Origin of the sequence: Streptomyces ureilyticus (assembly GCF_011045025.1) — a bacterium.
Lineage (GTDB): Bacteria > Actinomycetota > Actinomycetes > Streptomycetales > Streptomycetaceae > Streptomyces > Streptomyces ureilyticus.
Genome location: NZ_JAAKZX010000102.1, coordinates 1 through 24301 on the forward strand (window position 1 = coordinate 1; position 24301 = coordinate 24301).

At 64.4% G+C, this 24301-nt stretch carries 28 protein-coding genes; 17 read left to right on the top strand and 11 right to left on the bottom strand.

The window, feature by feature from the left end; all coding sequences use genetic code 11:
• Positions 1-195: 195 nt before the first annotated feature.
• Positions 196-1776, top strand: coding sequence for an IS1182 family transposase (locus G6048_RS27650; protein WP_165342330.1), 1581 nt, complete (start codon positions 196-198; stop codon positions 1774-1776).
• 124 nt (positions 1777-1900) lie between these two features.
• A complete protein-coding gene (locus tag G6048_RS27655; protein WP_165342305.1) occupies positions 1901-2722 on the top strand; it encodes a hypothetical protein in 822 nt (273 codons plus the stop codon).
• A gap of 20 nt (positions 2723-2742) precedes the next feature.
• Here the strand turns inward: G6048_RS27655 and G6048_RS27660 are convergent, their stop codons facing one another.
• Positions 2743-3345, bottom strand: coding sequence for a hypothetical protein (locus G6048_RS27660; RefSeq protein WP_165342306.1), 603 nt, complete (start codon positions 3343-3345; stop codon positions 2743-2745).
• Between the two features lie 113 nt (positions 3346-3458).
• Here G6048_RS27660 and G6048_RS27665 point away from each other — a divergent pair, with 113 nt between their 5' ends.
• A complete protein-coding gene (locus G6048_RS27665) occupies positions 3459-4724 on the top strand; it encodes an IS701 family transposase (protein WP_165342307.1) in 1266 nt (421 codons plus the stop codon).
• 234 nt (positions 4725-4958) lie between these two features.
• Here G6048_RS27665 and G6048_RS51970 read toward each other — a convergent pair whose 3' ends face one another.
• Together G6048_RS51970 and G6048_RS51975 are read right to left on the bottom strand one after the other, a co-directional pair.
• The gene (locus tag G6048_RS51970) at positions 4959-5405 is read right to left on the bottom strand and encodes a hypothetical protein (RefSeq protein ID WP_408056180.1); all 447 of its coding nucleotides are present in this window, start codon (positions 5403-5405) and stop codon (positions 4959-4961) included.
• A 40-nt stretch (positions 5406-5445) separates the two neighbouring features.
• Positions 5446-6186 carry a hypothetical protein gene (locus G6048_RS51975; protein ID WP_408056181.1) on the bottom strand — a complete coding sequence of 247 codons (741 nt, stop codon included), beginning with the start codon at positions 6184-6186 and terminating at the stop codon, positions 5446-5448.
• A gap of 810 nt (positions 6187-6996) precedes the next feature.
• Here G6048_RS51975 and G6048_RS27675 point away from each other — a divergent pair.
• From G6048_RS27675 to G6048_RS27685, 3 genes are all read left to right on the top strand, one after another.
• Positions 6997-7743, top strand: coding sequence for a hypothetical protein (locus G6048_RS27675; protein WP_165342308.1), 747 nt, complete (start codon positions 6997-6999; stop codon positions 7741-7743).
• 112 nt (positions 7744-7855) lie between these two features.
• Positions 7856-7999 carry a hypothetical protein gene (locus G6048_RS27680; RefSeq protein ID WP_165342309.1) on the top strand — a complete coding sequence of 48 codons (144 nt, stop codon included), beginning with the start codon at positions 7856-7858 and terminating at the stop codon, positions 7997-7999.
• A gap of 117 nt (positions 8000-8116) precedes the next feature.
• Positions 8117-9112 carry a hypothetical protein gene (locus G6048_RS27685; RefSeq protein ID WP_165342310.1) on the top strand — a complete coding sequence of 332 codons (996 nt, stop codon included), beginning with the start codon at positions 8117-8119 and terminating at the stop codon, positions 9110-9112.
• Positions 9113-9328: 216 nt separating this feature from the next.
• Here G6048_RS27685 and G6048_RS27690 read toward each other — a convergent pair whose 3' ends face one another.
• Entirely contained in the window at positions 9329-9847 is a 519-nt protein-coding gene (locus tag G6048_RS27690) for a hypothetical protein (protein ID WP_165342311.1), read from the bottom strand.
• 40 nt (positions 9848-9887) lie between these two features.
• Complete coding sequence (locus G6048_RS27695) at positions 9888-10115, bottom strand: GntR family transcriptional regulator (RefSeq protein WP_165342312.1); 228 nt, start codon at positions 10113-10115, stop codon at positions 9888-9890.
• 162 nt (positions 10116-10277) lie between these two features.
• Between G6048_RS27695 and G6048_RS27700 the strand changes: the two genes are divergently transcribed.
• The 7 genes from G6048_RS27700 to G6048_RS27730 all read left to right on the top strand — a co-directional run bounded on the left by G6048_RS27700 (position 10278) and on the right by G6048_RS27730 (position 16101).
• Positions 10278-10574 carry a hypothetical protein gene (locus G6048_RS27700; protein ID WP_165342303.1) on the top strand — a complete coding sequence of 99 codons (297 nt, stop codon included), beginning with the start codon at positions 10278-10280 and terminating at the stop codon, positions 10572-10574.
• The gene (locus G6048_RS27705; RefSeq protein WP_165342304.1) at positions 10571-10936 is read left to right on the top strand and encodes a hypothetical protein; all 366 of its coding nucleotides are present in this window, start codon (positions 10571-10573) and stop codon (positions 10934-10936) included. The genes G6048_RS27700 and G6048_RS27705 overlap by 4 nt, the downstream gene beginning before the upstream one ends.
• A gap of 320 nt (positions 10937-11256) precedes the next feature.
• Positions 11257-11913: a hypothetical protein gene (locus tag G6048_RS27710; RefSeq protein WP_328827131.1), complete on the top strand. Its 657-nt coding sequence runs from the start codon at positions 11257-11259 to the stop codon at positions 11911-11913.
• Entirely contained in the window at positions 11901-12935 is a 1035-nt protein-coding gene (locus G6048_RS27715; protein ID WP_328827133.1) for a hypothetical protein, read from the top strand. The genes G6048_RS27710 and G6048_RS27715 overlap by 13 nt, the downstream gene beginning before the upstream one ends.
• 131 nt (positions 12936-13066) lie before the next feature.
• Complete coding sequence (locus G6048_RS27720) at positions 13067-13399, top strand: hypothetical protein (RefSeq protein ID WP_165342314.1); 333 nt, start codon at positions 13067-13069, stop codon at positions 13397-13399.
• 49 nt (positions 13400-13448) lie between these two features.
• Positions 13449-15434, top strand: a complete 1986-nt coding sequence (locus G6048_RS27725; protein ID WP_165342315.1) for a DUF6571 family protein — start codon at positions 13449-13451, stop codon at positions 15432-15434.
• A gap of 91 nt (positions 15435-15525) precedes the next feature.
• Positions 15526-16101, top strand: coding sequence for a hypothetical protein (locus tag G6048_RS27730; protein WP_328827136.1), 576 nt, complete (start codon positions 15526-15528; stop codon positions 16099-16101).
• A 718-nt stretch (positions 16102-16819) separates the two neighbouring features.
• Here the strand turns inward: G6048_RS27730 and G6048_RS27735 are convergent.
• The 6 genes from G6048_RS27735 to G6048_RS27760 form a co-directional block, all read right to left on the bottom strand.
• Positions 16820-17659 (bottom strand): hypothetical protein, encoded by an 840-nt coding sequence (locus tag G6048_RS27735; RefSeq protein WP_165342317.1) that lies wholly within the window; start codon positions 17657-17659, stop codon positions 16820-16822.
• A gap of 60 nt (positions 17660-17719) precedes the next feature.
• Positions 17720-18298 carry a hypothetical protein gene (locus tag G6048_RS27740; protein WP_165342318.1) on the bottom strand — a complete coding sequence of 193 codons (579 nt, stop codon included), beginning with the start codon at positions 18296-18298 and terminating at the stop codon, positions 17720-17722.
• Positions 18299-18345: 47 nt separating this feature from the next.
• Positions 18346-19521 (bottom strand): hypothetical protein, encoded by a 1176-nt coding sequence (locus G6048_RS27745; RefSeq protein ID WP_165342319.1) that lies wholly within the window; start codon positions 19519-19521, stop codon positions 18346-18348.
• Between the two features lie 111 nt (positions 19522-19632).
• The gene (locus G6048_RS27750) at positions 19633-20208 is read right to left on the bottom strand and encodes a hypothetical protein (protein WP_165342320.1); all 576 of its coding nucleotides are present in this window, start codon (positions 20206-20208) and stop codon (positions 19633-19635) included.
• Positions 20209-20362: 154 nt separating this feature from the next.
• On the bottom strand, positions 20363-20674 hold the full coding sequence (locus G6048_RS27755) for a WXG100 family type VII secretion target (protein WP_328827140.1): 312 nt from the start codon (positions 20672-20674) through the stop codon (positions 20363-20365).
• Between the two features lie 259 nt (positions 20675-20933).
• The gene (locus G6048_RS27760) at positions 20934-21236 is read right to left on the bottom strand and encodes a hypothetical protein (RefSeq protein WP_165342321.1); all 303 of its coding nucleotides are present in this window, start codon (positions 21234-21236) and stop codon (positions 20934-20936) included.
• Between the two features lie 227 nt (positions 21237-21463).
• Here G6048_RS27760 and G6048_RS27765 point away from each other — a divergent pair, with 227 nt between their 5' ends.
• The 4 genes from G6048_RS27765 to G6048_RS27780 all read left to right on the top strand — a co-directional run bounded on the left by G6048_RS27765 (position 21464) and on the right by G6048_RS27780 (position 24301).
• Entirely contained in the window at positions 21464-21742 is a 279-nt protein-coding gene (locus G6048_RS27765; protein ID WP_165342322.1) for an SAV_915 family protein, read from the top strand.
• A 387-nt stretch (positions 21743-22129) separates the two neighbouring features.
• Positions 22130-23164 (top strand): hypothetical protein, encoded by a 1035-nt coding sequence (locus G6048_RS27770; RefSeq protein WP_165342323.1) that lies wholly within the window; start codon positions 22130-22132, stop codon positions 23162-23164.
• Between the two features lie 191 nt (positions 23165-23355).
• The gene (locus G6048_RS27775) at positions 23356-23850 is read left to right on the top strand and encodes a DUF3592 domain-containing protein (RefSeq protein ID WP_165342324.1); all 495 of its coding nucleotides are present in this window, start codon (positions 23356-23358) and stop codon (positions 23848-23850) included.
• A 190-nt stretch (positions 23851-24040) separates the two neighbouring features.
• Positions 24041-24301 (top strand): WXG100 family type VII secretion target, encoded by a 261-nt coding sequence (locus G6048_RS27780; protein ID WP_165342325.1) that lies wholly within the window; start codon positions 24041-24043, stop codon positions 24299-24301.

A 24301-nucleotide genomic window follows, 5' to 3' on the forward strand; every position in this document is an offset into this window, starting at 1 on the left:
TCGACGCCATCCAAGACCTGCTGAACTGCTGGACCGGCACCTGCACCACCTGCCACCGCCCCCTGCCCAGAACGTCCACCACCAGCCAGAACCCAAGAGCCAGAGCAACCTAACGGAGTCCTACTAGAAGGCCGATGAAGATCTTGGGTTCTGGCCCTGCCGTGTGAGCGGTAGGGCCAGACTCGTTGTGTGGCGATGGGCGAGTGGGTCGGCGAGATGGTCGGGCCGGACGTGTGGGAGACATGCCGGGATCTGATTCCGGCCGGGAGCGTGTTCGCGTTCCTGGCCGAGCACCGCGGAGAGCTGTTTCCGGCTGAGATGTTCGCGGACATGTATCCGTCGGCGAACGGGCGGCCGAGCATGCCGCCGCAGATCCTGGCCGCCGCGATCACCTTGCAGGCCCTGCACGGGCTGTCGGACTTCGAGACGGTCCAGGAACTGCGGTGCGACCTGTGGTGGAAGGCCGCCTGTGGGCTCGGCCTCAACGACATGGCGTTCGACCCGTCGCTGCTGGCCTACTTCCGCCGCCGGCTGGCCCGTTCCACCCGCCCGAACCGTATCTTCGACGCCGTGCGCGAGGTCGTGAAGGCCACCGGCGTGCTGAAGGGCAAGCACCGCCGGGCGCTGGACTCCACCGTGCTGGACGACGCGGTCGCCACCCAGGACACCGTCACCCAGATCATCGCCGCCGTCCGCGCGGTGATCCGCGAAGTCCCCGCAGCGGCCGAGGTCGCCGCTGCCCAGTGCAGCGCGCACGACTACACCGACCCGGGCAAGCCCCGCATCGCCTGGAACGACGAGCAGGCCCGCGCCGGCCTGGTCGACGCGCTGGTCACCGACGCGCTGCGGCTGCTGGGCCACCTGCCCGAACAGCAACTCGGGGAGAAAGCCGCGAACGCGGTGGGCATCCTGGCCCTGGTCGCAGGACAAGACGTCGAGCCCGCCGGGGACTCCGACGGCCGTGACGGCCGCTGGCGCATCACCCGGGGCACCGCCCCGAACCGGATGGTCTCCACCGTCGACCCGGAAGCCCGGCACGTGCACAAGACCCGCAGCCACCAGCAGGACGGCTTCAAGGCCCACCTGGCCGTCGAGCCCGAGACCGGGTTATACACCGCCGTCGCCCTCAGACCCGGCGCCGGGCCCGAGCACCACGAGGCCGCGGTCGGCCTGGACCTGCTCGCCGACGAGGACACCCCGCTCGATACCTTCGGCGACACCGCCTACTCCACCGGCGATGTCCGCCAGACCCTCCACGAGGCCGGGCACCGGCTGTTCCTCAAGCCCGCCCCGCTGCGGCCTGCCGTCCCCGGCGGCTTCACCGTCGACGACTTCGCCATCGACACCACGGCCGCCGTCGTGACCTGCCCGGCCGGACACGCCGTGGCCCTGTCCGACCCCGGCGGCCGGCACCACCAACGCAAAGCCTCTTTCGGGGACTTGTGCACCCGATGCCCCCTGCGCGAGCAGTGCACCAGAGCCAAGGCCGGACGCACCCTGACCATCCGCCCGCACCACGACCTCCAGACAGCCGCCCGCCGCCAGGCCGCCACCGACCCCGGCTGGCAGGCCGACTACCGCCGCTGGCGCCCACCGGTCGAACGCGCCGTCGCCTGGCTCGTCCACCACGGCAACCGGCGCCTGCGCTACCGCGGCACCATCAAGAACGACACCTGGCTCCACACCCGGGCCGCCGCCCTCAACCTCCGCCGACTGATCAACCTCGGACTCACCCACACCCGTGGTACCTGGCACCTCGCACCGGCCGGTGCATGACCGGAGGGGTTGTCCGGCCCGACGGCCGGACAACCCCTCACCAAGATCTTCATCGGCCTTCTAGGCCGCCACGATCCCCCGTTGGGTTGGCCTCATGCCACCCCCACCTGCGGAGGATTGGTTCATGCCCGCGTACGACAGCTCAAGGTCCCGCCTGCGCCTTGCCGATCGCCACGTCCGGGTACTCGCCCGTCTCGCCGAGGGAGAGACGCCGAGCCCGGAGCTCTTCCCGTCCCTCGGAGAGTTGCAGGAACTGGGTCTGGTCGGCCAGGAGGAGCAACTCTCACCGCTGTTGCGTGAGTTGGTGGAGGCGCTGGACGCCCCCGTCCTCAACATCAGTGTCGAGATCACCGGTGAGCCCGGCCCCGTGCACCACGGCATCATCGTCGGTCAGAGCACGGTGATCGCGCACGAAGGCTGGCCGGGCGAGGAGGAGTCGGAGTACATCCCGGTCGAACCGAGCACGCTCGTCTTCGAGCTCGCCCGCATGGTCCATCTGCGCCGTGGTGCCGACGAGCAGCCGCCGACGCCCCGCGTCGTATCGACCATGAAGTCGCTGGATGCCGCCTTCGCGATTCTGTCTGCTCCCTCCGGAGAACTTGAGGAGGACCAGGCTGCGATCCACAAAGAGCTCACCGAGGCTGGCACCTCCGAGGAGATGGCGGCCACTCTGACGGAGCTGGTGCTCGCCTTGAACTCGTACTGGCGTGTCACCGTCGCCTGGGACGGACAGCACGACGGCGAGCATGCGCCGATGCTTCGCAGCCTGGCGGTCTGGGACTGCGGCCCCCGGGGTTACTGGATCCGTGAGCAACCGGAGGAGCCGATCCTCCCCGGCCAGGTCACCCCGGAAAGCCCCCTGCACTTGGTTCGCTCGGAGGCCGGGGAGATCTGGCGGAAGCTGACCGACCTGCTGCCGGAGAAGGAAGAGCTGAGCCTGCGCTGAACGGGGCCTGGCAGAGTCCGCTACTCCGCCTGGTCCGAGAATTTTTGCATCAGGGCGAATGGGGACGAGAACACGGCGCCGCTCAGAGTGAGGACTTCAGTGTCCACCTCCTCCAGCACGATGGCGATCGCCAGGTCCACCGCGTCAACCGGGCCGGTGGCCGTGCCCGCGCTGAAGGTCGTGGCAGGCGGAACGTGCCGACCGGGCTCAATCGAGACCCGGACGCCCTCTCTCTCCAGAACCTTCACACTGCCCAGCTCCTCCGAGGAGTAGACGTACTCCCGACCCTCGTACGCGATGCGCAGCGCCCTGTCCCCCTTTCGCAGGGCCCGGGCGTTGAAGCGCAGCTCCGCACGTCGGCCGTCAAGGGTGAGTTCGGCCTTGAACAGCGAAGGCTGTCCCGACCTGCGCTTTCCCCGGAAGGTCGTCTCCGGGAAGGCGGGACCGCTCAGCCGAGCGGTCTCCATTCCCTTTTCGAGTGGCCGGTAGAGCGGGCAGCGCTCCACGGTCACGGATCCGAAATGCCCTACATCTCCTTTGACTCCGGCCTGGGGCAACTCCTTTTTTGAGGTGATCTTGTACGGCAGCAGCTCGAACTTCAGGGGTTCACTGCTTGTTTCCATGGCGACTACTGCTCATTCCTACGGTCGCTTCTCTGACGTCGTTGCTAGTAGTGCTTGGTCAGGTTCATTCGCCGGTGGCGTGTCCGTTTGATCGGTTGGGTCGTTGAGCGGGTGTGCTGGGTGGGGAGTTGGCCGCGGTCCGGTGTGATCTGGAGGACTTCGCGGCGGAGATGTTCGAGCCGTTCGCGCGGGCGGATCAGCGCCGGTGGGGCGAGGTCTATCTGCGGGGGCTGTTGCTGGACGGGCGGCGCAAGTCGGTGGAGCCGATGGCCGCCCGGCTGGGTGAGGACGGCAACCGGCAGGCTCTGGCCCACTTCATCACCACCAGCCCGTGGGAGGCAGCGCATGTGCGGGCCCGCCTCGCCTGGCGGATGCAGCAGGTGGTCAAGCCGACGGCGCTGATCGTCGATGACACCGGCTTCCTCAAGGACGGGGACGCCTCGGCGTGCGTGGCCCGGCAGTACACCGGCACCGCGGGCAAGGTCACCAACTGCCAGGCCGGGGTGTCGTTGCATCTGGCCTCCGACGCAGCGTCGGCGGCCGTCGACTGGCGCTTGTTCCTGCCCGAGAGCTGGGACCCCGCCTCCCCGAAGGCCGATCCGGCCAAGGTGGCCCGCCGCACGAAATGCGGCATCCCCGAAGAGGTCGGCCATGTCGAGAAGTGGCAGCTGGCCCTGGACATGATCGACGAGACGAGGTCGTGGGGCATCGAGGTCCCCCTCGTCGTCGCCGACGGAGGCTACGGCGATGCCGCGGCCTTCCGCCTCGGCCTGGAGGAACGCGGCCTTGACTACGCGGTGGGCATCTCCACCACGACCACTGCCCAGCCGGAAGAAGCCAGGCCCCACGTCCCGCCCTACGGCGGTCGCGGGCCTCGGCCGCAGCCCGTTTACCCCGAGCCGGCCCAGGCCGTGAAGAAGCTGGTCATCGAGGCCGGCAAGCGGGCCGCGAAGCCGGTGCAGTGGCGGGAAGGCTCCCGCCCGGGCAGCGGCCGCAGCGGCTGGAAGCGGATGTACTCGCGGTTCGTGGCCCTGCGGATCAGGCCCGCCGGACGCGAGATCCGCAAGAACACCGACGGACCCGAACTGCCCGTGCGCTGGCTGCTGGCCGAATGGCCCGCCACCGAACCCGAACCCGTCCAGTTCTGGCTGTCCAACCTGCCCGCCGACACCCCGCTGGCCACCCTCGTGCGCACCGCGAAGCTGCGCTGGCGCATCGAGCACGACTACCGCGAGATGAAGCAGGTCCTGGGCCTGGCCCACTTCGAGGGCCGCACCTGGCGAGGCTGGCACCACCACGTCACCCTCGTCTCCGTCGCGCACGCCTTCTGCACCCTCCAGCGCATCACCCGGTCCCCAAAAGAGACGGCGTCGGCCTGAGCCTCTACAAGGTCGCCCGCGAACTTCAGCTACTCCTCGCGGTCTGGACCGGCGCCTGCCCCACCTGTCACCGCGACATACCCACAGCGATACCGACCTGACCAAGCCCTACTAGTAGAACGGGTTGAGTGCGCTGCCCAGCTCCTTGGCGCCGTCGGCGATGTCATTCCCGATGTCACTCGCCTTGTCACCCACCCAGTCGGCTGCCTTGCCGGCGCCTTCCGTGATGTCGTCTCAGTGCTCGACGACCTTCAGTCCCCCATAGACGATGCCGGTCCCTACGGCGAGACCGATCGTGACGGGATTGGGCGCCACCATCGCCATGGTCAAGGAGGCGTTGAACCCGGCCTCCGCATAATTGGCCAGGTAGCCGGCCTTGCTCTTCTCCCACTCCTTCGCGTGATCCATGGTGGCGATATTGGCTACCGAGAATGCCGTCGCGCCCGCCGACCCGACGAGGCCGGCCCCTCGCCACAGCCCTGCGGTCTTCGCCGCCGCATTGAACCCACCGGCCTTCCCGACCTTCAACAGGCTGGCCTGGCCCGCGCGGGTGACTGGCTGCCCGGAGTGTGTCACCCCGGCGAGGCGGACCATGTCGTCCGACCCGGCGAAGAAGTTGATGGCCTGATTCGGCGTGAAGCCCAGCAACTTGGCATTCATGAAGCCGCGTCGGCGCAGCATGTCCCACCCGCTGCTCCAACGGTCACCCAACCAACCGGAACTAAGAGGCACGTTGGCGACCCTTTGATACCTCTGACTCCGGGAGGCCATGTTGCCCAGCTGTCCGGGAAGCCAGCTTCCGGGGGGCGGACAACGAGCGGATCGGCGGATCGTAGTTCTTGAGCCCTCTGCCCGCCCATTTCAGGATGAAGTTACTGCCGGCCGCGGTCCACCGTGTCTCGAGGGCAGCCTTCATCGGCCCGAGCTTGCCGGTCTTCACCGCGTTGCCCAGCAGCACCTTGGTTCCCGCGAAGCCGTTCGCCCCGACAACCTGGGCTGCGGCCGCGACGTTGAACGCGTCGGCGCCGAATTTGATCATCTCGGTGAGGGACTCTTCGTGCGGCTCCAGACCAGGGATCTTCGAGAGCGCATGCGCCTCGAGCCGTGCGACATAGTCGCCGAGCTTCTCCCCCGGCTGCCGCGTCAGGTCCTTCGCGTTCGGATCGTCGCTCGCCGCCACCGAATTGGCCAGCAGCAGCGTCTCCGGCTTGATCCCCTCGCCCTTGTACTTCTCAAGGTCCTTCGCCGTGAACCCCGCCCACAGCAGCCCGGCCATCGGGTCGCCGTTCTCGAGGCGCACGATGGTGGCGCGCTTACGCAGATCCTGGGCCTCGTTGTGAGTCCAGGACCTCATGGGCTTCAGGGCCGCCAGATGCCCGCCCACCCCCAACTGGGCGGCTCGGGTGAAGGCCTCGTCAAGGCGGTCCTCCACCCCACCACGCCCGTCCAGGAGTTTCGCCAAATGCTCCAGGTCATCCGGATTTGCCGCCCGAAACGACCTTCCTGCCCCTGTCCCTCGATAGCCGACTTGGCCTTCGCGCCAGCGACTCAGAATAGGCTTTCAGGGTGGACAGCGGCTGCCGTGGGGGCATCGAACCCAGTCGGCCACACTCCGCAGCTGGCGCCGCCCACTGTCCCGAACAGGTGCGAACAGCCCCCGCAAGGACCGAGATTCGCACGATCCCGGTGATCGCCAGGAGCTTGCCAAACAAGCCTGAGCTGACTCGGGAACGTCCTCTTGGGCCACGCAACAACTTACGGAGACCTAATGGAGAACGAACCCGGGGCACTCACCCGAGTCCCCCATCGAGGAGTTCCAGAACTGAACGACCACCTCACGCCACCACAGAACCCTCGTCGCGCAAGCAACGCCCGAATCCCGGCAAATAGCACCCCGCAACCGACCCCGAACGCACATCCCGCACTCGGGGCCATCGCGTGTCCAGACACAATCGGGCGACAAGCGCCCTTGTCTTGCCCCGTTTTCTTCCCATCTGCCCAGCCATGCAAGGAAGTTCGCTGTGGCGAAACCGTCCGCCCCACGGATACCGTCATTGCCCTTGACTGAACCCATGCCTCACGGAGAGTCCGCAGTGAAGCGCCGACCCTTGGAACGGGCGGTGCGGGCGGAGACCTCCCCGATGGCACATTCGGCAACGACCGGGAGATCACCGTGCAGGAGATACAGTCCGTCAACCGCGGACGTTGAAACTGTGGCCAATGCTGGGGGGACGAGCCCCCTCATATTCGCGCAAGGTGCTCACGCGCGAGCATGAGAGCCACGGCCGACGCCCCAGCCCACTCCATTGGCATCATCTTTTCTACGAACGCCCACCACCACCGGGAGTGGCCAGTGAGCCGCCGCAAGATCTTCAGCGTTGCCACGCTGATCACAACCACAGCCGTGCTGATTGCATCATGCAGTGGAAGTAATGAAAAATCTCAAGCCGACGACAAAGACGGCAGTCCTGTAGCAACCCCCAGAAACCCGTCCCCATCAAATACGGGCTCGCTCGCCACAATCGACCGACCGAAGATAACCCTACCCTCTGATCTCAGGATGGCCTTCGCTCGCGAAGAGCTGTCCGATCCGGCACAGAAAGCGGCGCTCAACGACGCAGAGAATTTCCTTCGGTCTATCAACTATGCGATTCTCCGCCAGGATGCACAGGACCCGGCGTACAAGTTCTACAGTTACACCCTGGAAAGTGCCCAGAAATACGCCTACGAAGAGATCAAGAAGCGCGTCAACGGCAAAGCTAGCATCACGGGGATCCAAATCTTCAGTGGGCGTGTAAAGATGCCCAGCAATAAGAAGAGCGCCACGGTCTACTTCTGCCGAGATAATTCGAGACTCTACGACGTGAGCATCACGACGGGAAAAGTACGGCACCGCGAGGAAAGCATCAGTGATTACTCTTACCTTCGAATCGAGATGAAGCGCTCAGCGCGACAGCAAGGCCTATGGCTAGCCAAGGAAATTCACGTTGATGAAAAGGTTGAAGGATGCATGGCCTGAGCAGGGAGGAGACTCACGAAGAGTCCAACCAATCAAATGTCCAAGAAGACAGTGAGCCGTCGCACAGCGAACCGCCGGTCACCGCCTAAAGGGCTAGCAGGAGCCCTGGAACATGACTGTATTCGCCCTTGCCCATAATCCCCTTGAGACCTCGGACGACGAAGCCCGTCAGACGCTCACCGATCTGGCCACGGCCTCCGCCCGCTCCGCCCACAAGGATGCGAAGCGCGACCTCCCGTCCAAGCTCCCGGGCTGAGTACGGACTCCTGTGCCCCTTGGCGCCAGGGATTGTGCGCGGAGTAAGGTGCGGCGACTGATCGGCCATCGGGGGTGATAGGTGCAGGGGATACGCCGCTGGGCAGTCTTCGTTGTGTTGCCGGTGGTACTGGCGACCGTTGGCGGTTACAGCTGGTATCAACTCAGCGACACCGGAAGACGCTGGCGCTATGAGGACAAGCTCGAGTCGTACTGCGGCGGTGTGCTGCCGTACGAGGAGACCGTGGCCTTCACCGGCCTTCCGTCGGACCCAGACACGGGATTGCCCCATGATGTCCGGCATGGCACGCCCGAGCGAGGTCGCGAGTTCTGCTGGATCGGGCACTTGGACATTTTCGTCACTGCCGCACGTATCCCGACCGACTCATCCGAACTGAAGTCCGCTCTCCCGCCGGAGCAAGCGAAGGCGCTTCCGACACCCTTGGGTGGGGGGTGGCGGGGCTTTACCGATGGCATGAACACCTCTGTCGTTCTTCCGTGCTCCAAAGGCGACAGCACGATCGCCGTCACCGCAGTGCGCAGCAACCGGCTTGCCAAGGCGAGCGAGAACCGCAAGATGGCCGAGTTGGTCACCGCGACGGCCGCGGAAGCCGCCGACCGGTGGGGCTGCGAGAGCAGGCTCGGCACGCGGGTGCCGGCCATCGCCTTGGCGACGGACTTCGAGGCGCCACACGAGGCCAAGGGAACCTGCGCCGGACTGCCCTTGGCGCAGAACAAGCGGATCGACAAGGTGAAGGAGGCCCCCGCCGACGGTCTCTCGCCGTTCGAGGTGTGCCAGTTGGAGGAAAAGGAAACCGAAGACGGCTACTACCTCGAGGCCTCGTTCGGGCCGTATGCGCAGCGGGAGCGCGCCGAGGGCTGGAACGACGAGGTGATCGCGAAACCGGCAGGTGGCGGCGGGAAGGACACCTGGGAGTTCTTCTGGGCGAGTGCCGAGTGCTCGGGCGACGGGTCCCGCGCCCTGTTCCAGATCCTGGCGAAGACCGCCACGACGGAGAATCCGTCCTTCGCTCGAGCCGCACTAGTCGCGTTTGCCAAGCGAGCGGCCGAACAGCGCGATTGCACCGACCTGCAACTTCCGCCCGCACCATAGGCGTATCCGCCTGCGAGAGCCTCGTCTAGAGGCTCCATGTCCGTCAACCGCTGAGCGGAGCATGTGATCCGCGGCCGGCTCAACCCTCCGGAGCGGGACTTCTCGGGCGGCGTCATGGCTTCGGAGCAGACGCAGGATTGACATGGCGAGCGTCAACGTTGCCTGCCTGCTCCCGCTCACTCTCGGACGAGGTCAGGCCGTTCGCCGCGGAACGCTTCAGCCGAGGGGTCCCCAGTCGCGACGCGGCCTCGGCGGCTCGGTCGTCTGCACGGCCAGGGCGGAAGCGTCACGGGCCCCGTTTCTGGAGACACGGGCCATCAACACCAGCGCTACGAGCCCCAGAAGACCGGACACCCCGAACAGCACGCCGAACCCCACCCCGAACCACCCACTGCTGTCACCGCGGCTCAATTCCCGGAGGCCCGAGACAACGAAGGCCACGCCAATGATCAACGGAGGTGGCACCCAGGGCCACGGGTCTGGCTGAGGAACCGGCTCGGGACGCCGCCCTTCAGAGAAAGCCGCGTACCAAAAACGAGCACTCCACCAGGCGAGCAGGTACGCCGACACCGCTGCGGCCCCGAAGCCGACGACGGCCGGCACGTCGCCACCGGCCCCTTGGAGCGTGGTGGCAGTCAGCCCCATCCCGAGCATCAGCATGACGATGCACAACATGACGCCGATGGCAAGACGGGATCGCCGGCTGCCGTTGAGGGCGTTGGAGGGTATGTACACGGGGTCACCTTGTGAGGGTGGGGCGGCTGGTCGCGGAAGATCACCGTTCGGCGACGAAGGAGCCCATGCCCGGCGTGGTGACGATGAGCCCTTCTGCCCGCAACGCAGCCGTGGCCTTCCGCACAGTGACCCGGGAAACGCCGAACTCCTGCTCCAGCTTCACCTCGGAGATGAGCCCGCGCACGGGGTACTCACCGCTCGCGATCCGCTGCCGGATCACCTCGGCGATCTGCTGCCACTTGGGCCTGGTGGGGTCGAATTCGAACACAGGCGAAATATACGTAGGCGCGGGGATACAGGCATAGCAGCCCCTTTAACAACCTAGGTATAGACAGGATGTAACAGGCCGCCCTACGGTAGGCGAAAGAAAACCCCCGCGGCCGATGGGACGGCCCGGGGGCGCGGCCGAACGCTTCGAAGGAGCGCCGACATGCTGGACCTTACCCTCCGACTCCTCACCTGGATGCTGAGCATCTGCCTCCCTCGCCCCCGAGGCCGCCACCGCCTCGGCGCGCTCCCGCCGCTGCGGTACATCCCGGCCCCGCCGCCCCGCTTCACCGAACGCATCGACGGCAGTGCGTCCCCTCTCGTACGCCCCTACGTCCTGGACCCCGCCGAACACCGCCGCCAACGCGAACGCCGCCGCGCCCTCTACCTCGCCACCCTCGGCATCGACACCGGCCCGCACGACATCCACGGCATCCGCGTACCGGCGGCCACCCGATGACCCGCCCCGCCGTGCGGATGTGCGCCCGCTGCCACCGCACCACCAACACCCCGGTACTCGTCCACGAGGTCCACGCCGCAACAGGCCCCGGCTTCAACGTCTACGCCTGCACCGAGTGCGCCGACCACTACCCATCCATGAGCGACCCACTGGAGCTCGCCGAGCCCCCTCGTCGCCGCGCCCGCCTCACCCTCCGCGTCTACAAAGTCAACGCCCAAGGCGCCGTGACTGAGGACCGCGGCAAGGTCGAGGTCCTGGCCGGTGGCCGCGCCGAATCCGTACCGCGCACGTGGGCGTTCCCGCCATGCGAATGCCCCCGCTGCCGAACGGGAGGACACAACGCGACCCAGGCGACCTGCTGAAGAACGAACTCCGGGCCCAACCCGAGTCCCCCATCGAGGAGTTCCAGATCTGAACGACCACCTCACGCCACCACAGAACCCTCGTCGCGCAAGCAACACCTGAAACCTGGCAAATAGCACCCCGCGACCGGCCCCGAACGCACATCCCGCGCTCGGGGCCCTCGCGTGTCCAGACACAATCGGGCCACAAGCGCCCTTGACTTGCCCTGCTTTCTTCCCATCTGCCCAGCCATGCAAGGAAGTTCGCTGTGGCGAAACCGTCCGCCCCACAGATACCGTCGTTGCCCTTGACGGAACCTATGTCTCACGGGGAGCCCACAGTGAAGCGCCGCCCTTTGCCCGTTGCTGCCGCGCTCGCCGCAACCGCAGCCCTACTCCTGACGGCCTGCGGCAGCGGAGACGACAAGTCCAGCGAGAACGACAAGATCGCGGGGGCCGACACCGGCGGATCGACGAAGTCGGCTTCGCCCAGTGCGAGCGCGTCGGATGACATCGAACGGCCGGACCTGTCTCTGCCCAACGACGTGAAGGAGATCTTCGAGGGCTGGAAGACAGGCGATGTGGCCCAAGATGCCGTCCTCGCCGACGCCGGGCGTTCCATGACGGCGGTCGAACGGGCCATCACGGATGGCGACGCCAACTCCCCTGCTCTGAGCTTCTATTACGAGGGTGAAGCCCTGGTGGGTGCGGCGAAGTGGGTCCAGACGTTCGTGGACCACAACGCGACGATCAGCGGCACCACGCGCTACTACGCACCCGAAGTCAGCTTCTCTGGCGAGAAGACGGCTGCCGTCACGATGTGTGCGGACGAGAGCAAGGTTTTCAACAAGGACCGAAAGACGAAGAAGATCGACAAGTCCGCGCCCACGGACGACTCGTATGTGTACTACATCAGCCGCCTCGAGCTGAACTCCAAGAAGGTCTGGGTCACCACTGAAGTTGCTTCGAAGAGGGGGAGCGAGAAGTGCACTCCGTGATCACCGCTCGGAAGAGCGCCCTGGCTACACTCACCCTCGCGTTCAGCGTCTTCCTGATCTCGGGAACAGCGCAGGCGGGAATAGGGTTTGGTGGATCCCGCAATGAGGTCGACACCGACAGCGGATCGGACGACCAGAGGATCTCGTCTCAGGTCACCTTCGACGTCTCGAAGAACGGCACTGGAAAGTCCACCGGTGCACTTACTGCGGTTGGCAACTATGATCCCCCGGCTTGCTGGTACGAACCGCAGTGGACGCCTGAGGAGTACGAGAAGGAATTCAAGAAGCGCTGGGACGTCGGTCACTTCACCGGCGCTGGACAGGGATATACGGCGGAGCAGGCTCGCTACATCGAGGGGAAACCCTACAAGGATTTCAATAAGGACAAGACTGGCGAGGGCATGTTCTGGGGGGCCGTCTACGACTGGGACAGGCTTGAGGGGGACGACTACCTGGCCTGCGGTGGAGCGGACTTCTGGGTTGAGAACGGGGACTTCCCTGAGGTCGAAGACGCCATCGACGCAGAGACTCTGGCCATGCTCGCCTACAACGAGGTGAAGGTCCCGGACACGGAGATCTCCCTCGCTCCAGAGAACATCACCAAGGTCAACCTCCCAACCTGGGCCTGGCTCGACAAGGCCGAATTCCGCGAGGTGTCTGTCACCGCTTCCCTGAACGTCCCGGGTTGGAACCTCGCCGCCACCACCACCGCCAAGCCGGTCTCCCTCAAGCTCGAACCCGGCACAGACGACGCCACAACTTTCCCTGCCTCCGGCGAATGCGCGATCAACGACGATGGCTCCATCGGCGAGCCTTGGGCCAAAGGCAAGTCCGATGAGACCCCGCCCTGCGGCATCACGTACCTGCGCTCGTCCGGCGAAGACACATACAAGCTCAAGGCCACGGTCACCTGGGAGATCACCTGGGAAGGGACCAACGGCGAAGCGGGAACCCTCCCCGACGGCACCTTCGGCAGCGAACAAGACATCACCGTCCAGGAGATCCAGTCGGTCAACCGGTGAACACACCTGACTGCGATCAACGTTCAGGCAGTTGCCTGTCCTCGCGCCCCGGCAACACACTCCCACGCCGAAGTGAGGGCACCAGTCGTAGCCCGTCTTATGCCCAAGGAACAAAAGAATAAGGTAGGGGAATGGGAGCCGACGGCGAGAAGCCAAAACAGGATAATCCGGAGCGGGAACGGCTACAGAGACTGAAGCGGGAGCTAGAGCGAGAACGGTCCAACCTGGTCGACGCCCTGAAGAGGGCGGCCGCGGACGTCGGGAAAGGGGGCCGGGACTCCGCGAAGTCATGGGTGGGCAAGAACGCCGACAAATGGCACAACGACGTAGCTGGCCACCGCAAGACAGTGCGCGCCCGCATCGACAAGGCACTTGAGGACATTCAGCGCGAAATCGACCGTATGCCGGAGAAGGTCACGCCGGAGGAAGCCAGCTCGATGAACCGCAACAGGCGAATGTACTGAGAAGCGAATCAAGGCCCGCAGTGAATGTGATGCGAACGGGGACGGCAGCATGCTCAACGACGAAGGCGGAAGCAGCGGAAGTGTCTTTTCGGGGATAGACCCAGACGCGCTCAAAGGCACGATCGATTCCGTGCGACGGGATCAGGAGACCCTCCAGGACCGGGCCTCCTACTTCAAGATGGAGCTTGCCTCCTACGGCTTGGGGGCCGAGGAGTTCAAAGACGTCCTGCACGTAGCGAGTTGGGCCCGGGACGAACTGCCCATGTTGAAGAGGCGCTACCACTTGGCCATGAACATGGACAACGACCCGTACCCCGGTTTCAAGGGCATGGTCCAAGTCAACGAGGCGAAGGTCACCCGAGCAGCCAACGCGGCGGCGACCAAGGATGCCAAGCGCGCGACGAAGCTGGCGAAGAAGGACCCCGAGGACCTCAGCCCAGAAGAGTTCGACGAGCTGAACGAACTTTTCGCCAAGAACTATGACGAATACCCCTTCGCAGAGAAAGTCGTGGGAGCCCTCGGAGCAAAGAAGACGTTGCAGCTTTGGGAGGAGATGAGCAACCTCGGCAAATCTTCCGGATACGGCCAGACCTCAGACTTCAAGCGTGCCGGCGACCTCGACAAGATGCAGAAGGACCTGAGTCTAACCGTAGCGGCGGCAACCAACTCTGATTCGCCAGCGATGATGAAGTGGAAGAAGGACATGGTTGCGATCGGCGACGATCCGATCAGAGATCCGGGTCCTGCCCCAGGCGGCGGCTCCGGTGGCCCTCCAGGCTTCGTCGTCATGAGCAGCCTCATGCGCTACGGCGACTACGATGACAAATTCCTTGAGGACTACGGAACAGCGCTCATCAAGGAAGACAAGCGCGTAATGGAGGGCATCAAACAGCCCTACGGCTCCGGCTGGGGAACTACAAGCACGGTCAACCATCTGGGCAACGACGAGGGCAACGACCCTCTCACCGGTTACATGAAGGCGCTCTCCAACAGCCCGGAGGCGGCAACCAAGTTCTTCACCGCCGAACAGAAAGGCGGTGGCGGCAAAGCAGAGTCGAACTTCAAGTATCTCTTCGAAGATCGCAAGTGGCCGGACGACAGCGTAGAAGGAAAGACGAGCGTGACCGGCCGCAACTCAATGGCCCATGCGCTCGAAGCAGCAACCACCGGCCACCGGCCTGGTGAACCGGCCACGGCCGAGGACATCAAGCACTCGAAGGAACAGGCTGGCCTGTTCAGTGCCCTCGTGAATTCGGTGTCCGCCGACCAGGACCGCCTGCGCAGTCACGAATACATGTCGGACAGCTTCGCGAACATCTCCGCCGAGTACATGCCGGACCTGCACCGGTCGCTGGATTTTGACAAAGAGAACGGGGCCCAACTCTTCCCGACTACAGGGGTCACAGCCCGTATCGATAGGTACGATGCCGCGCGTTTCCTGCATTCGGTGTCCCGCAACAAGGAAGGGTACGACCGACTCAACGTCTCTCAGCACGTATATGCTGCCGCGTTGATGGAGGCTCAGGCGGCGCACCCAGATGCTTACCCACTAAATACCAAGGACACCATCGACAAAATCGCCTACGATACCGGCCTCTTCCAGGGTGTCATCGGTGACGGTCAGCATTTCCAGGCCGACAAGGATGACGCTGATGCGGCCGCACGAGACGGCGCTTGGAAAGACCATGCGAGCACGTGGGGAGGCTCCTTGGTCGGCAGCGCGACAGCCATTGCGACAGCGCCGTTCACGGGTCCCGGCGGCGTCGTCGCGGGCGGCCTGGCCGGAACAGCCGCGGGAAAGGTTTTCAACGGTCTCCTCGACGGCTTTGGTAACGATGGAGAGGAACAGAAGGAGCAGGTCTACCAGAACGTAAAGCGCATGGATCAGATCGAGCAATCAGCCATTCTGACCACCCAGGAGTCCGTCAAGGCTGCCACTGGCGACGAGGCGGCCGAGTCCAGAGCCGGCGACCAAACAGGCAGGGGCTTCAGCGACGCCGGTGAACTGATAAGGAAAAGCAGAGCTGCTCAGTAGCCCTCCAGCCAGTTCAACAGCGATTAGGTGATCGACCTTGACGGAACCGACCAAACGCAGGCATACGCGAAAGGCTCTCATTTGTGGAGCTGTGGCCGCTGCTGGCGCCATCGCGCTGCTCACCGCCTACCTCCTCGGAGCCTTCGAGAAGCGCGGACACATTCAGGCTGAAGACGTCTGTCTGCATGTGCCTGCCCGGCAAGAAACTGCCGAGATTTTCAACTCTGTACTGCCGCAGTCCTCCAAGTATGACTTCGACGGGACTTGGAGGCCGGACCGGGACCAGGGCTTCAGGAGCACCTGCTTCGTGATGGGAGACGACGACGAATCCCTCTTCTCACTGACGGCCGAAATGGGCTCCGCCAGGCCCTGGCAGCAGTGGGCTGAGACAGAGATCCCGCCAAACTCCGGAGGAGAGATCACCTACTTCGACGCTGGCCTCAAGGGCGTCTCCAACGCAGAGGTGGCCGCGATCTGGGTCCCCTGTTACTCCAGCGAGAGAACAAGCAAGGAGCCCTGGAACATGACCGTAATCGCCGATGCCCTGAAACCTCTTGAGGTCTCGGACAAGGAGGCACGGCAGGCCCTCATCGATCTGGCGACAACCTTTGCCCGCCAGGCCCACAAGGATGCTAAGTGCGACCTCTCGTCCAAGCTCTCAGCCTGAGTTCGGAATCCCACGTCCTGCACGGCACAACAGAAGAGCTGTTCCGGGATCACTGGGGGGTGGGCGCAACCATGGCCATCGTCAGGGAAGCGTTGAAGGCCACGCCGGAAACCTTCGCCACGTACCTCGTGCGCCGTGATTGGCCGAGCAGCCGCCATGGGCGTCCTCGCCGTCACCTTCGCGGTCACATCCGGGACCGCCCAAGCCAGGGGACCGGGGGGCGTCCGAGAGTGAAGTGACGACCGACGGCGACCAGAGCGGCGGCGCCATCGAACCCTCGTCTCCTACTCCGTCCCCACCGGAGACGGTGGCGGCGACAAAACCGGCAACGTGCAGCCGGTCGGCGACTGGACCCCGTCGGGGTACCTGGTGCCGGTCAGCCTGTCGAAGAAGCCCATCGGATCCACCTGCCTGAGTATGCGCGCATGGACGGGATGAGTACGCCTCCCGATCCCACCCGAAGGAAGTCACACAGGCCGAGGCTGACACTGAGCATCGATTCCTTGCCGGGTGGATGGGCTGACCACAGCCCTGCCCAGCGCACCGCTGAGACCACGGCGAGTCGGCTGTTGTGCCAGCAGTACCAGTGTCAGCCTCAGCATTTCATGATGGCCTGTCGGATCTTCCGGCGGACCGTTTTGGCTCGTCGGGCTGGCCACCGTGAGCAGCGGATACGCGTCCCTGCCCGGCCTCATGAACCGGGCAGGGCAGGGCCCGCTCATCCCGGGTGCGGCGCCGTCGCGAACTCCTCTACGGCCGGGAGCAGAGCGGTGATCAGCTGCCAGACCTCCTTGGCATCGGCCCGGACCAGCTTGAGCGGAGTGGTGCCATCCACCTGGCCGGGCAGGACCGGCTCGGCGGGCAGCTCACGATGCCAGTAGCCGAGAGGCCCGCAGTCCCACACCGCGAAGCCTCGCACCTGTGCGGCCGGAACCCCCTGGTCGTGCCCCTGCCATGCAGCGGTCATCCGCCAACTGGAACGCATCCCGGCGATCAGCTTGGCAAGCGTGCTGAGCTGTGGCTTCCGGGTGAGCCCGGCGCCTTTCAGCGCCTCGGCTATCTGGTCGACGCCCTCCTCAGCCGTCAAGCCATGGAGACTGTCCAGGGTGTCGAGCCCCGCGTCCAGGACGGCCATGGTGGCCTCGATCACGGGCGTGGCGACCTCCGCGGTGTCCTCTCCCTGGAGGTTGACCATCCGCGCCAGCGCCCAGACGAGCATGTTCGGCTCCAGCCGGACGTACTCCGACTCCACGGAGCCTGGCCAGGACTCATGGGAGTAGACGTAGCCGTCGCCGATGGTCACGCCGTGGTGGAGGGTGCCGTGCTCACCGAGCGCCTCCACGTGGAGGACGACGGTGGGGGCCCGCAGGGTGCTGACCAGCGGGCTGAGCAAGAAGTCGAGGTTTCCCGCCTGGTCGGTCAGGCCGGCCTCGCGCAGTTCGCGGTCGGCCTCGGCCAGCTCCAAGGGCACATCCTCCCCGTCGATGCGATGACCGAGGACGGCCAGGTGACTTTCAGCGAGCCGGAACCGACCCCGGGTGCTGTCATACGAGGGCATGGTGTGTCGCTTTCGTCGGCGGAAGGATCGGACGGCGATGACTCAGGGAGTTCTTGGGAGTCACTGACCAACCTCCAGCCAGTTCATCGACCTGTTGAAGAAGGCGCGAACGGCTCCACCCCGGGTGAGGTTGCGAGTGTTGACGCCGCACATCACGGCGGCCACGGCGAGGTCAGTGGCGTCGGCCGGACCCAGGACGGTGAAAGTGACCTTCTTCCGTGCACCACTGCCGTGCCGACGGGTCCTGATCTCCACCCCGTTCCGGATCAGAGCGCGGTCGTGGTGCCGTGCGCTGGTCGCGAGGTAGCGATACTCCCGTCCGGCAATCTGCATCCGCAGGGCCCGTCCGGCTCTGGTCTGTGCCCAGCGGTTGCGCTTGAGGCGGATTCCTGCCCCACCGACGCTGAGCTGCCCCAAATGGAGCGAGGGCTTTCGTCCGTAGGCCCAGCCGGCGAAGGAGGTGGCGGGGACGGTGTCCCCACTGACCTCGGTGACGTGGCGGTCACCGTGCCGGCGCGCCGGGTAGACCACTTCGATCCGCCCGAACTCCCCTGCCGTGCCCCGATAGCCGAACTTCCAGGTCTGCCGATGACCTGAACGATCCTCCCAGCGATCGAAGGTGTACGTGTGTTGCTGCATGCTTCCTTCCCCTCGCGCCGCTCGGCGCGGATGTGCCATGGTCGGCATCAGTCGAACGGGTTGAGGGCGCTGCCGAGTTGCTTGGCGCCGTCGGAAATGGCCTCGCCGGCCTGGTCGGCCTTGTCGCCGACCCAGTCCGCGGCTTCCTCCGCACCCTTGCTGATGTCTTCCCAGTTGTCCCAGACCAACGTTCCGGCATAGGCAAGGCCGGTGCCGACGGCGAGGCCGACGGTGACCGGGTTGGGGGCGACCATGGCGGCGGTCAGCGAGGCGTTGAAGGCCGTACCGGTCCAGTTGGAGAGGTACTTGGCCTTGTCCTCCTTCCACGCCTTGCCGTGATCCATGGTCGCCAGGTTGGCAACGCCCCAGGCGGTGGCGCCGGCGGAACCGACGACGCCGAGGCCGCGCATCCATCCGGCGGCCTTGGCCGCGTTGGCGAGACCACCGCGTTGGGCGACGCGGAGCAGGTTGGCCTCGGTGGAGGTGGGCATGTAGAAGGCGCCGTTGCGCATGTACCCGGCGAGCATCGCCGCCTCGTCGGAGCCGGCGAGCGCGCTTACCGGCACCCGGGTCAGCCAACTCCCGGCCCTGGGAACCCTGGACAGCTTGTCCCAGTGGCCGTTGATCAGGCGGGCGGTGAAGGTGCCCGGCGCGTTGAGCACTTTGGAGGACTTGAAGTACGAGAGGAGCGACTTGCCGCCCAGCAGCGCCGTGGTCGACGACGTGAAGAACGCCGACAGGTTGGCAGCCCCCTCGATGTACGTCGAGACCGCCTTGCCCAGCTTCTCGTTGCCGGTGAGCTGGGTGACGGCGTCGCCCTGCACCCTGACGAGCCAGTCGTCGAGGGTCTCGCCGTCCTTCTTCTTGAGCCAGTCATCTTCGACTTCGCTGTTGGACGCGGTCGCATTGGCGACCAACAGGATGTCCGGCGGCAGATCCTTGTTCTTGAGCTGCTCAGGGGTAAACCCGGCGAGCAGCAATCCAGCCAGCGGATCGCCGTCCTCCAGGCGGGCATACGCTGCTTTCCTGCGGAGGTCCGGCGCGGTATCCGATATCCAGGAACGCATGGGCCGTATCGCGCTCAGTTTGTCCGACACCCCGAGTGCCGAGGCCCGCGTGAACGCCTCGTCGAGCCTGTCCCCCACTCCTCCGCGCCCATCGAGCAACTTGGCGAGCTGCTCGAGGTCTTGTGGGTTCACCAATCTGTTCGGCTTGCCCGTCACGAATCTCCCTCAGGTGATCAACGTCGGCTCCTTCCCGAGGAGGAAGCAGCACAGGCTCGCGAAAACCGTATCGTGGCCACGGTTGGGCCTTGGAGCCGAGGGCTCCGGCAACTAGATCTGGCGGGCTCGCGTCAGTGCGTCCAGCAGGGCCTCGCGGTCGTGGGTGGCGATCAGCAGCGACTCACCCTGTACGGTCTCGACCACGATCTGGTCCATGCCCATCGGCACGGACCATCCTCCCCCCATGATCCGTGGCGGCTCGGTCGCACGGCTCGTCCGTCGCAACTCCGCGAGTTCCTCACGCGACCGCGAGGCCAGGGAAGCGGCGAACTCCGCATCCGTGGGCTGCTCACGAGCCTCCCGAAGTGAATCGACGGTCAACGACTCCACCGCGATCGTCGCCCGTCCCACGGTCAACTGCCCGTCACGAACGCGGATTCGGTGGTAGATGCGTTTGGAGAGCGGCACAGCGTTGAAGACGAGCGCCAGAAACATCGAGGCACCGAGAATGACGAACCAGACCGTGCTGTCCTCGGGAAGCAGGATGCTGCCCTGATAGGCGACCCAGACGGCAAGAACCGCCGTGGTAGCGATCGTCCAGCGCCTCGGCAGCTTCTCCTGATATACCACCGCCCGCCCGAACGACGCTGTCGCTGGGCCGACTCCAGAACCGTTCGCGCCGCCCATGCCCACTCCCCTCAGCTCCAATCGGCCTTCGTTCCAGTCAGACTAACCATCGCCTGCAACAGCGAGCGAGGTGAACCGCTCCGTGAACTGCTCATACGCCTGCCGTCATACGGCGCTTGCCTTGTCTCTTCCCCATGAATCAGCGGTGGCCAGCTCACTTCTTGTTGTCCTGCAAATCCCTGGCGCCCTGGCTGCACTGCTGCGCCTCATCCCGCAGGGCTTTGGCAACCGTGCCGCAGGTCGTGTGCCAGCTCTTCAACTTGCCCCGCACTGCATCGGCGTTGGGACCCGCCCATGTCTTCATGGCGGTCGTGCTGTGATTTTTGGGCTGGTTGACGAGTGTTTCAATGTGGTCCGCCAACGATCGCAATTGCGCTGCACGTTGATTAAGTTCCCGTATGTCCGGATTTGCCACATCGACCTCCCCAGTTGCTGCCGGAAACCCCAGCTTAGCAATGGCCGTCACTACTCACCTGGGCACTCGCACACAAGGTTGCATATAACATCCCATGCCGAGCTCAACCGGACGCCTGAAGCTTGGACGGTCTGGCTAACCGGTCTCCAACTGCCGCCTTATGCACGGAACTCAACTCCGTTCGAGACCCGCGCGGCGAGATGCCAAGCTCCCTAGCGACCTCAACGTCGCAGGTCCAGGTTGCCAGCATTTCGCCCGCACGGCCGACCAATGCCGTCAATTGCTCGGACCTTCGTTTGTGAGGAGATACTCATATCCCCCTGTTGTAAGCCCGAGCCTCGCTAGTCGAGACCTTTTCCGGCTCGCTCCGGACGGCTGCGTCAATGATGGGGAGCAATTTGTCGACCTGCTCACCCAATTTCTTGTGACGCCCGTCCAGTTCTCTGTGCCACGCTCGGGCATTCTTGCCAACCCAGACTGTGTCACCACCGATGTCCTCGGTCGGCTTCTTGAGAGCCTTCCTGAGATCTTCCACTTCTTTGGCCAAATCGCTTCGCAGCTTCTCCAGGTCCGCCTTACGTGGATTTGGCACTTTCGGTTCTGGATCCGACACCGTCCCCCTGCTTCCTCCGGTTCTGTTAACCGATCACCACTTATACCAGCACGAGCCTTGCGCGGCGCGTACGGATGAAGACCAGCCCAACTGTGCAGCGATCGCACCCCAGTTGCCTGCGTGTACGGCCGATCACATTGCCTCCCGCCGAGCCGCCCTCCTAACCTGGCGAGAGGAACTCGGCAGCAACGACCAGCGAGATCCCTGACGTCTTGGTGCTTCCCACCATGACCAAGGTCCCCCAGAACCCGGATGGTTCCCCACTCCGTGACGGCAACGTCGACGTCATGCTCGTGCCGGTGGCGGCCGAGGGAGGGCAGGAACGGCTGGTGGCTCTCGCGTTCACGTCCGTACCCCTCCTCGTCGAGGCCTTGGGCCAGGAGCAGGCATGGGTGATCGTTCCAACGGAAGCGATGGAGAGGACCCTGACGGGTTCCGGGGCACAGGCGATCCTGGTTGACCCGCAACTGGCTGAGGGCTTTGCGGGAGAGCAGACCGATGACTGATCCGAACTTCTCCGGTATTAATCCTCACAATCTCCTCAAGACCATCAACAGCCTTGAGGGCAGCGGCAAGAGACTGCACGGAGCCAAGACGTCCTATCTGAGCCGATTTCAGAAGTACGGGCTGGAAACCGGAAGTCTCACAGAGATTGGAAAGATTGCCAGTTGGGTCGACGATGAACTGCCCATGCTGCGCCGTCGCCAGGCCTTGGCCGCAGCCATGGAGGCGGAGGGTGGCTACGGCCCCAAAGCCCCCATGGTCCAGCTCCGCGAGCCCATCCCCACTATGAGGGAGGCGCGTGAGAGCGGAAAAAGCTCGCAGAGGACGCGAACAAGGCCGCAGACCTCGATCCGAGCGAAGCAGGTGCCGAATTCCATCGGATCGCTGAGGTGCTGGAAAAACATAAAGGTGATCCTGACTTCACCTCGGCCTTTTACGCAAAGATGGATTCGAAACTCGTCAAGAATCTACCGACGGCCGTCGCGGCGGCCAACGCCCCCACAGCCAAGGCTGATGCCAAACTCTTCGGCGCAGCCTTCGCTACTGCAGTTAATGCCGAGTCACCTGCTCCTGGTTTCGATAAGACAGTGGCACTGTTCCACGGAGACCTCCAGCAGGACGAGCCGGGGGCTGTATTCAATCGTGCGCTCATGCAAGGTGATGACCCAGAGCTTTGGGAGATCGCCTGGAAGCATACAAAGATTGCAGTCAAGAAGTTGGGCGACCCTGCGGACACGTGGTCCGACAGCGCTGGACTGCTGGCCAGCGTTATCGGAGTCCAGTCTAAATTTTCCAGCCATTACTGGGAGCGGGCCCAAAAGTTTTCCGATGAAGCAAGTCAGCACTATCGGGATCGGCGCGCCGCGATGAGCAAGGAAGACAAGAGGAAGTTCAAGAACGCGACCAAGCGCAGCGCCAAGGCATCCAAGGCATCTGCACGCGAGGCAGAGCGGATCCTCGCCAAGTATGGCATGGGGTCATTCTCCCGCCTGATGGAAGCTTCCGTGGCCGATGGCGGAAGCTGGCTCATAGGAAAAGTTCCCGGTCTCCACCCACCGAGCACTACATCCCTGTTCGGCAGAGCCCTGCGTGCAGGCGGCAAGCTACCTCTGGTCGGCACGGTTCTCACGATCGGCGCCACCGCCTGGGATATCAGTCACGGTGAAGAAAAAGATGTCGCCATTGCAGCGAATGCCGGCGGCATGGCTGCGGGCGCTGCCGGCACTTGGGCTGGTGTAACGGCGGTCGCGATTGCTGGAGGACCTGTCGGCTGGGGCATCGCGGCTGGTGTCGTCGTAGGCTTCGGCGTCGGCTACGGCGCCTCTTACCTGATCAAGACTGAGACCGGCAGGAAGGTTGTCAATGCGGCCACCGATGCAGTCAACGCGCTGGGAAGGCGATCAGCGATGGCGCGTCATCAGTAAAGAAGACCGTAACTGGATGGTTCTCGTGAGGGTGGTCTGATATGGCTAAGAAACAAAGGAAGAGGCGCCCCGCAGGCGAGTGGCAGCTACCACCGCGCACGGAGGAAGCCCGCACCTCCTCCCAACGATGGGCCAGGATAAAAGAGACGGAATCTCGACCTCTCTTTCCAGGGCGCAAGATAATTTTGGTCATGCTTGGTGTCTCCGTACTCGCCATCGGAATCTTTCTTGGCCTCCTCCTTCCCGCGAATTCACTCGTAGACGATCTAGGCGATCGAGGAGTGACCACATCTGCAGTGGTTACCGGAGTGGACAACAAGCCGGAGCATGTAAAAGTTAAGTTCAAAGTCTCCGGAAAATCTATCCAGACCGATCTGCAGGACTTTGCGGGAATGCGACCGGAAGCCAGTGTCGGGGAAAACCTGATGGTCGTGTTCGACCCTCGGGATCCAAAGCGCGTCCTCTCGCAGGATTGGGTCGACGAACCTCCGTTCCTGAGCTTCCCCATCCTCGGCACCGCGCTGTTGGCTCTGCTCTGTACGGCCATGGCGGTGGCGGTAATTCTGCGTCGACGCTGGTACCTCCGCACATTTGGCTCCCCACCCCTCGCGGACGCCAAGACCCAGCCAGCATCCGAGTCCAAAGAGCGGAAGGGTGAAGCCGCAACGCACCTCACCAAGCCGTAGCCTCGACCTCAATGAACAAGGGGGCAAATCAGGCAAGATTCTCAAATCCTTGCGGCCCCAGCCTGTCTGCGCGGAAGGGCCCTCCTCGTCTCGTGGTTGATCCCCCTTTACGGGAACTACTGTCGTTGCGGTAGCGTCCCCTGATGCAAACAGACAGTCTGTTTGCCTCTGTTACACGGGGAGGATCGCCATGGATCGCGGTGCGGATCTCACACGGCTCCGGGAACTGTCCAAGCTCTACGGAAAGAAGGCTGACGACCTGCGGGTCCTCATCAGTGCCCTGCAGAAGGCCACGGCCGACAGCTCGACCTATTGGAAGGGCCCGAAGGCCGAGCGGTTCCGGAACGACTGGGCCGACGTGAAGCCGACCTTCGACAAGTGGGTCGACACTCTGAACGAGGCCAGCAAGTCGACCAACACCAGCGCCGACAACATCGAACGCGCCACCTGA

What these genes read in the sequence shown, in the direction of transcription:
- G6048_RS27650 (WP_165342330.1), top strand. Translation starts at nt 196, where the DNA reads ATGGGCGAGTGGGTCGGCGAGATGGTCGGGCCGGACGTGTGGGAGACA.
- G6048_RS27655 (WP_165342305.1), top strand. Translation starts at nt 1,901, where the DNA reads ATGCCCGCGTACGACAGCTCAAGGTCCCGCCTGCGCCTTGCCGATCGC.
- G6048_RS27660 (WP_165342306.1), bottom strand. Translation starts at nt 3,345, where the DNA reads ATGGAAACAAGCAGTGAACCCCTGAAGTTCGAGCTGCTGCCGTACAAG.
- G6048_RS51970 (WP_408056180.1), bottom strand. Translation starts at nt 5,405, where the DNA reads ATGCTGCGCCGACGCGGCTTCATGAATGCCAAGTTGCTGGGCTTCACG.
- G6048_RS27675 (WP_165342308.1), top strand. Translation starts at nt 6,997, where the DNA reads ATGAGAGCCACGGCCGACGCCCCAGCCCACTCCATTGGCATCATCTTT.
- G6048_RS27680 (WP_165342309.1), top strand. Translation starts at nt 7,856, where the DNA reads ATGACTGTATTCGCCCTTGCCCATAATCCCCTTGAGACCTCGGACGAC.
- G6048_RS27700 (WP_165342303.1), top strand. Translation starts at nt 10,278, where the DNA reads ATGCTGGACCTTACCCTCCGACTCCTCACCTGGATGCTGAGCATCTGC.
- G6048_RS27705 (WP_165342304.1), top strand. Translation starts at nt 10,571, where the DNA reads ATGACCCGCCCCGCCGTGCGGATGTGCGCCCGCTGCCACCGCACCACC.
- G6048_RS27720 (WP_165342314.1), top strand. Translation starts at nt 13,067, where the DNA reads ATGGGAGCCGACGGCGAGAAGCCAAAACAGGATAATCCGGAGCGGGAA.
- G6048_RS27725 (WP_165342315.1), top strand. Translation starts at nt 13,449, where the DNA reads ATGCTCAACGACGAAGGCGGAAGCAGCGGAAGTGTCTTTTCGGGGATA.
- G6048_RS27735 (WP_165342317.1), bottom strand. Translation starts at nt 17,659, where the DNA reads ATGCCCTCGTATGACAGCACCCGGGGTCGGTTCCGGCTCGCTGAAAGT.
- G6048_RS27740 (WP_165342318.1), bottom strand. Translation starts at nt 18,298, where the DNA reads ATGCAGCAACACACGTACACCTTCGATCGCTGGGAGGATCGTTCAGGT.
- G6048_RS27750 (WP_165342320.1), bottom strand. Translation starts at nt 20,208, where the DNA reads ATGGGCGGCGCGAACGGTTCTGGAGTCGGCCCAGCGACAGCGTCGTTC.
- G6048_RS27765 (WP_165342322.1), top strand. Translation starts at nt 21,464, where the DNA reads ATGACCAAGGTCCCCCAGAACCCGGATGGTTCCCCACTCCGTGACGGC.
- G6048_RS27775 (WP_165342324.1), top strand. Translation starts at nt 23,356, where the DNA reads ATGCTTGGTGTCTCCGTACTCGCCATCGGAATCTTTCTTGGCCTCCTC.
- G6048_RS27780 (WP_165342325.1), top strand. Translation starts at nt 24,041, where the DNA reads ATGGATCGCGGTGCGGATCTCACACGGCTCCGGGAACTGTCCAAGCTC.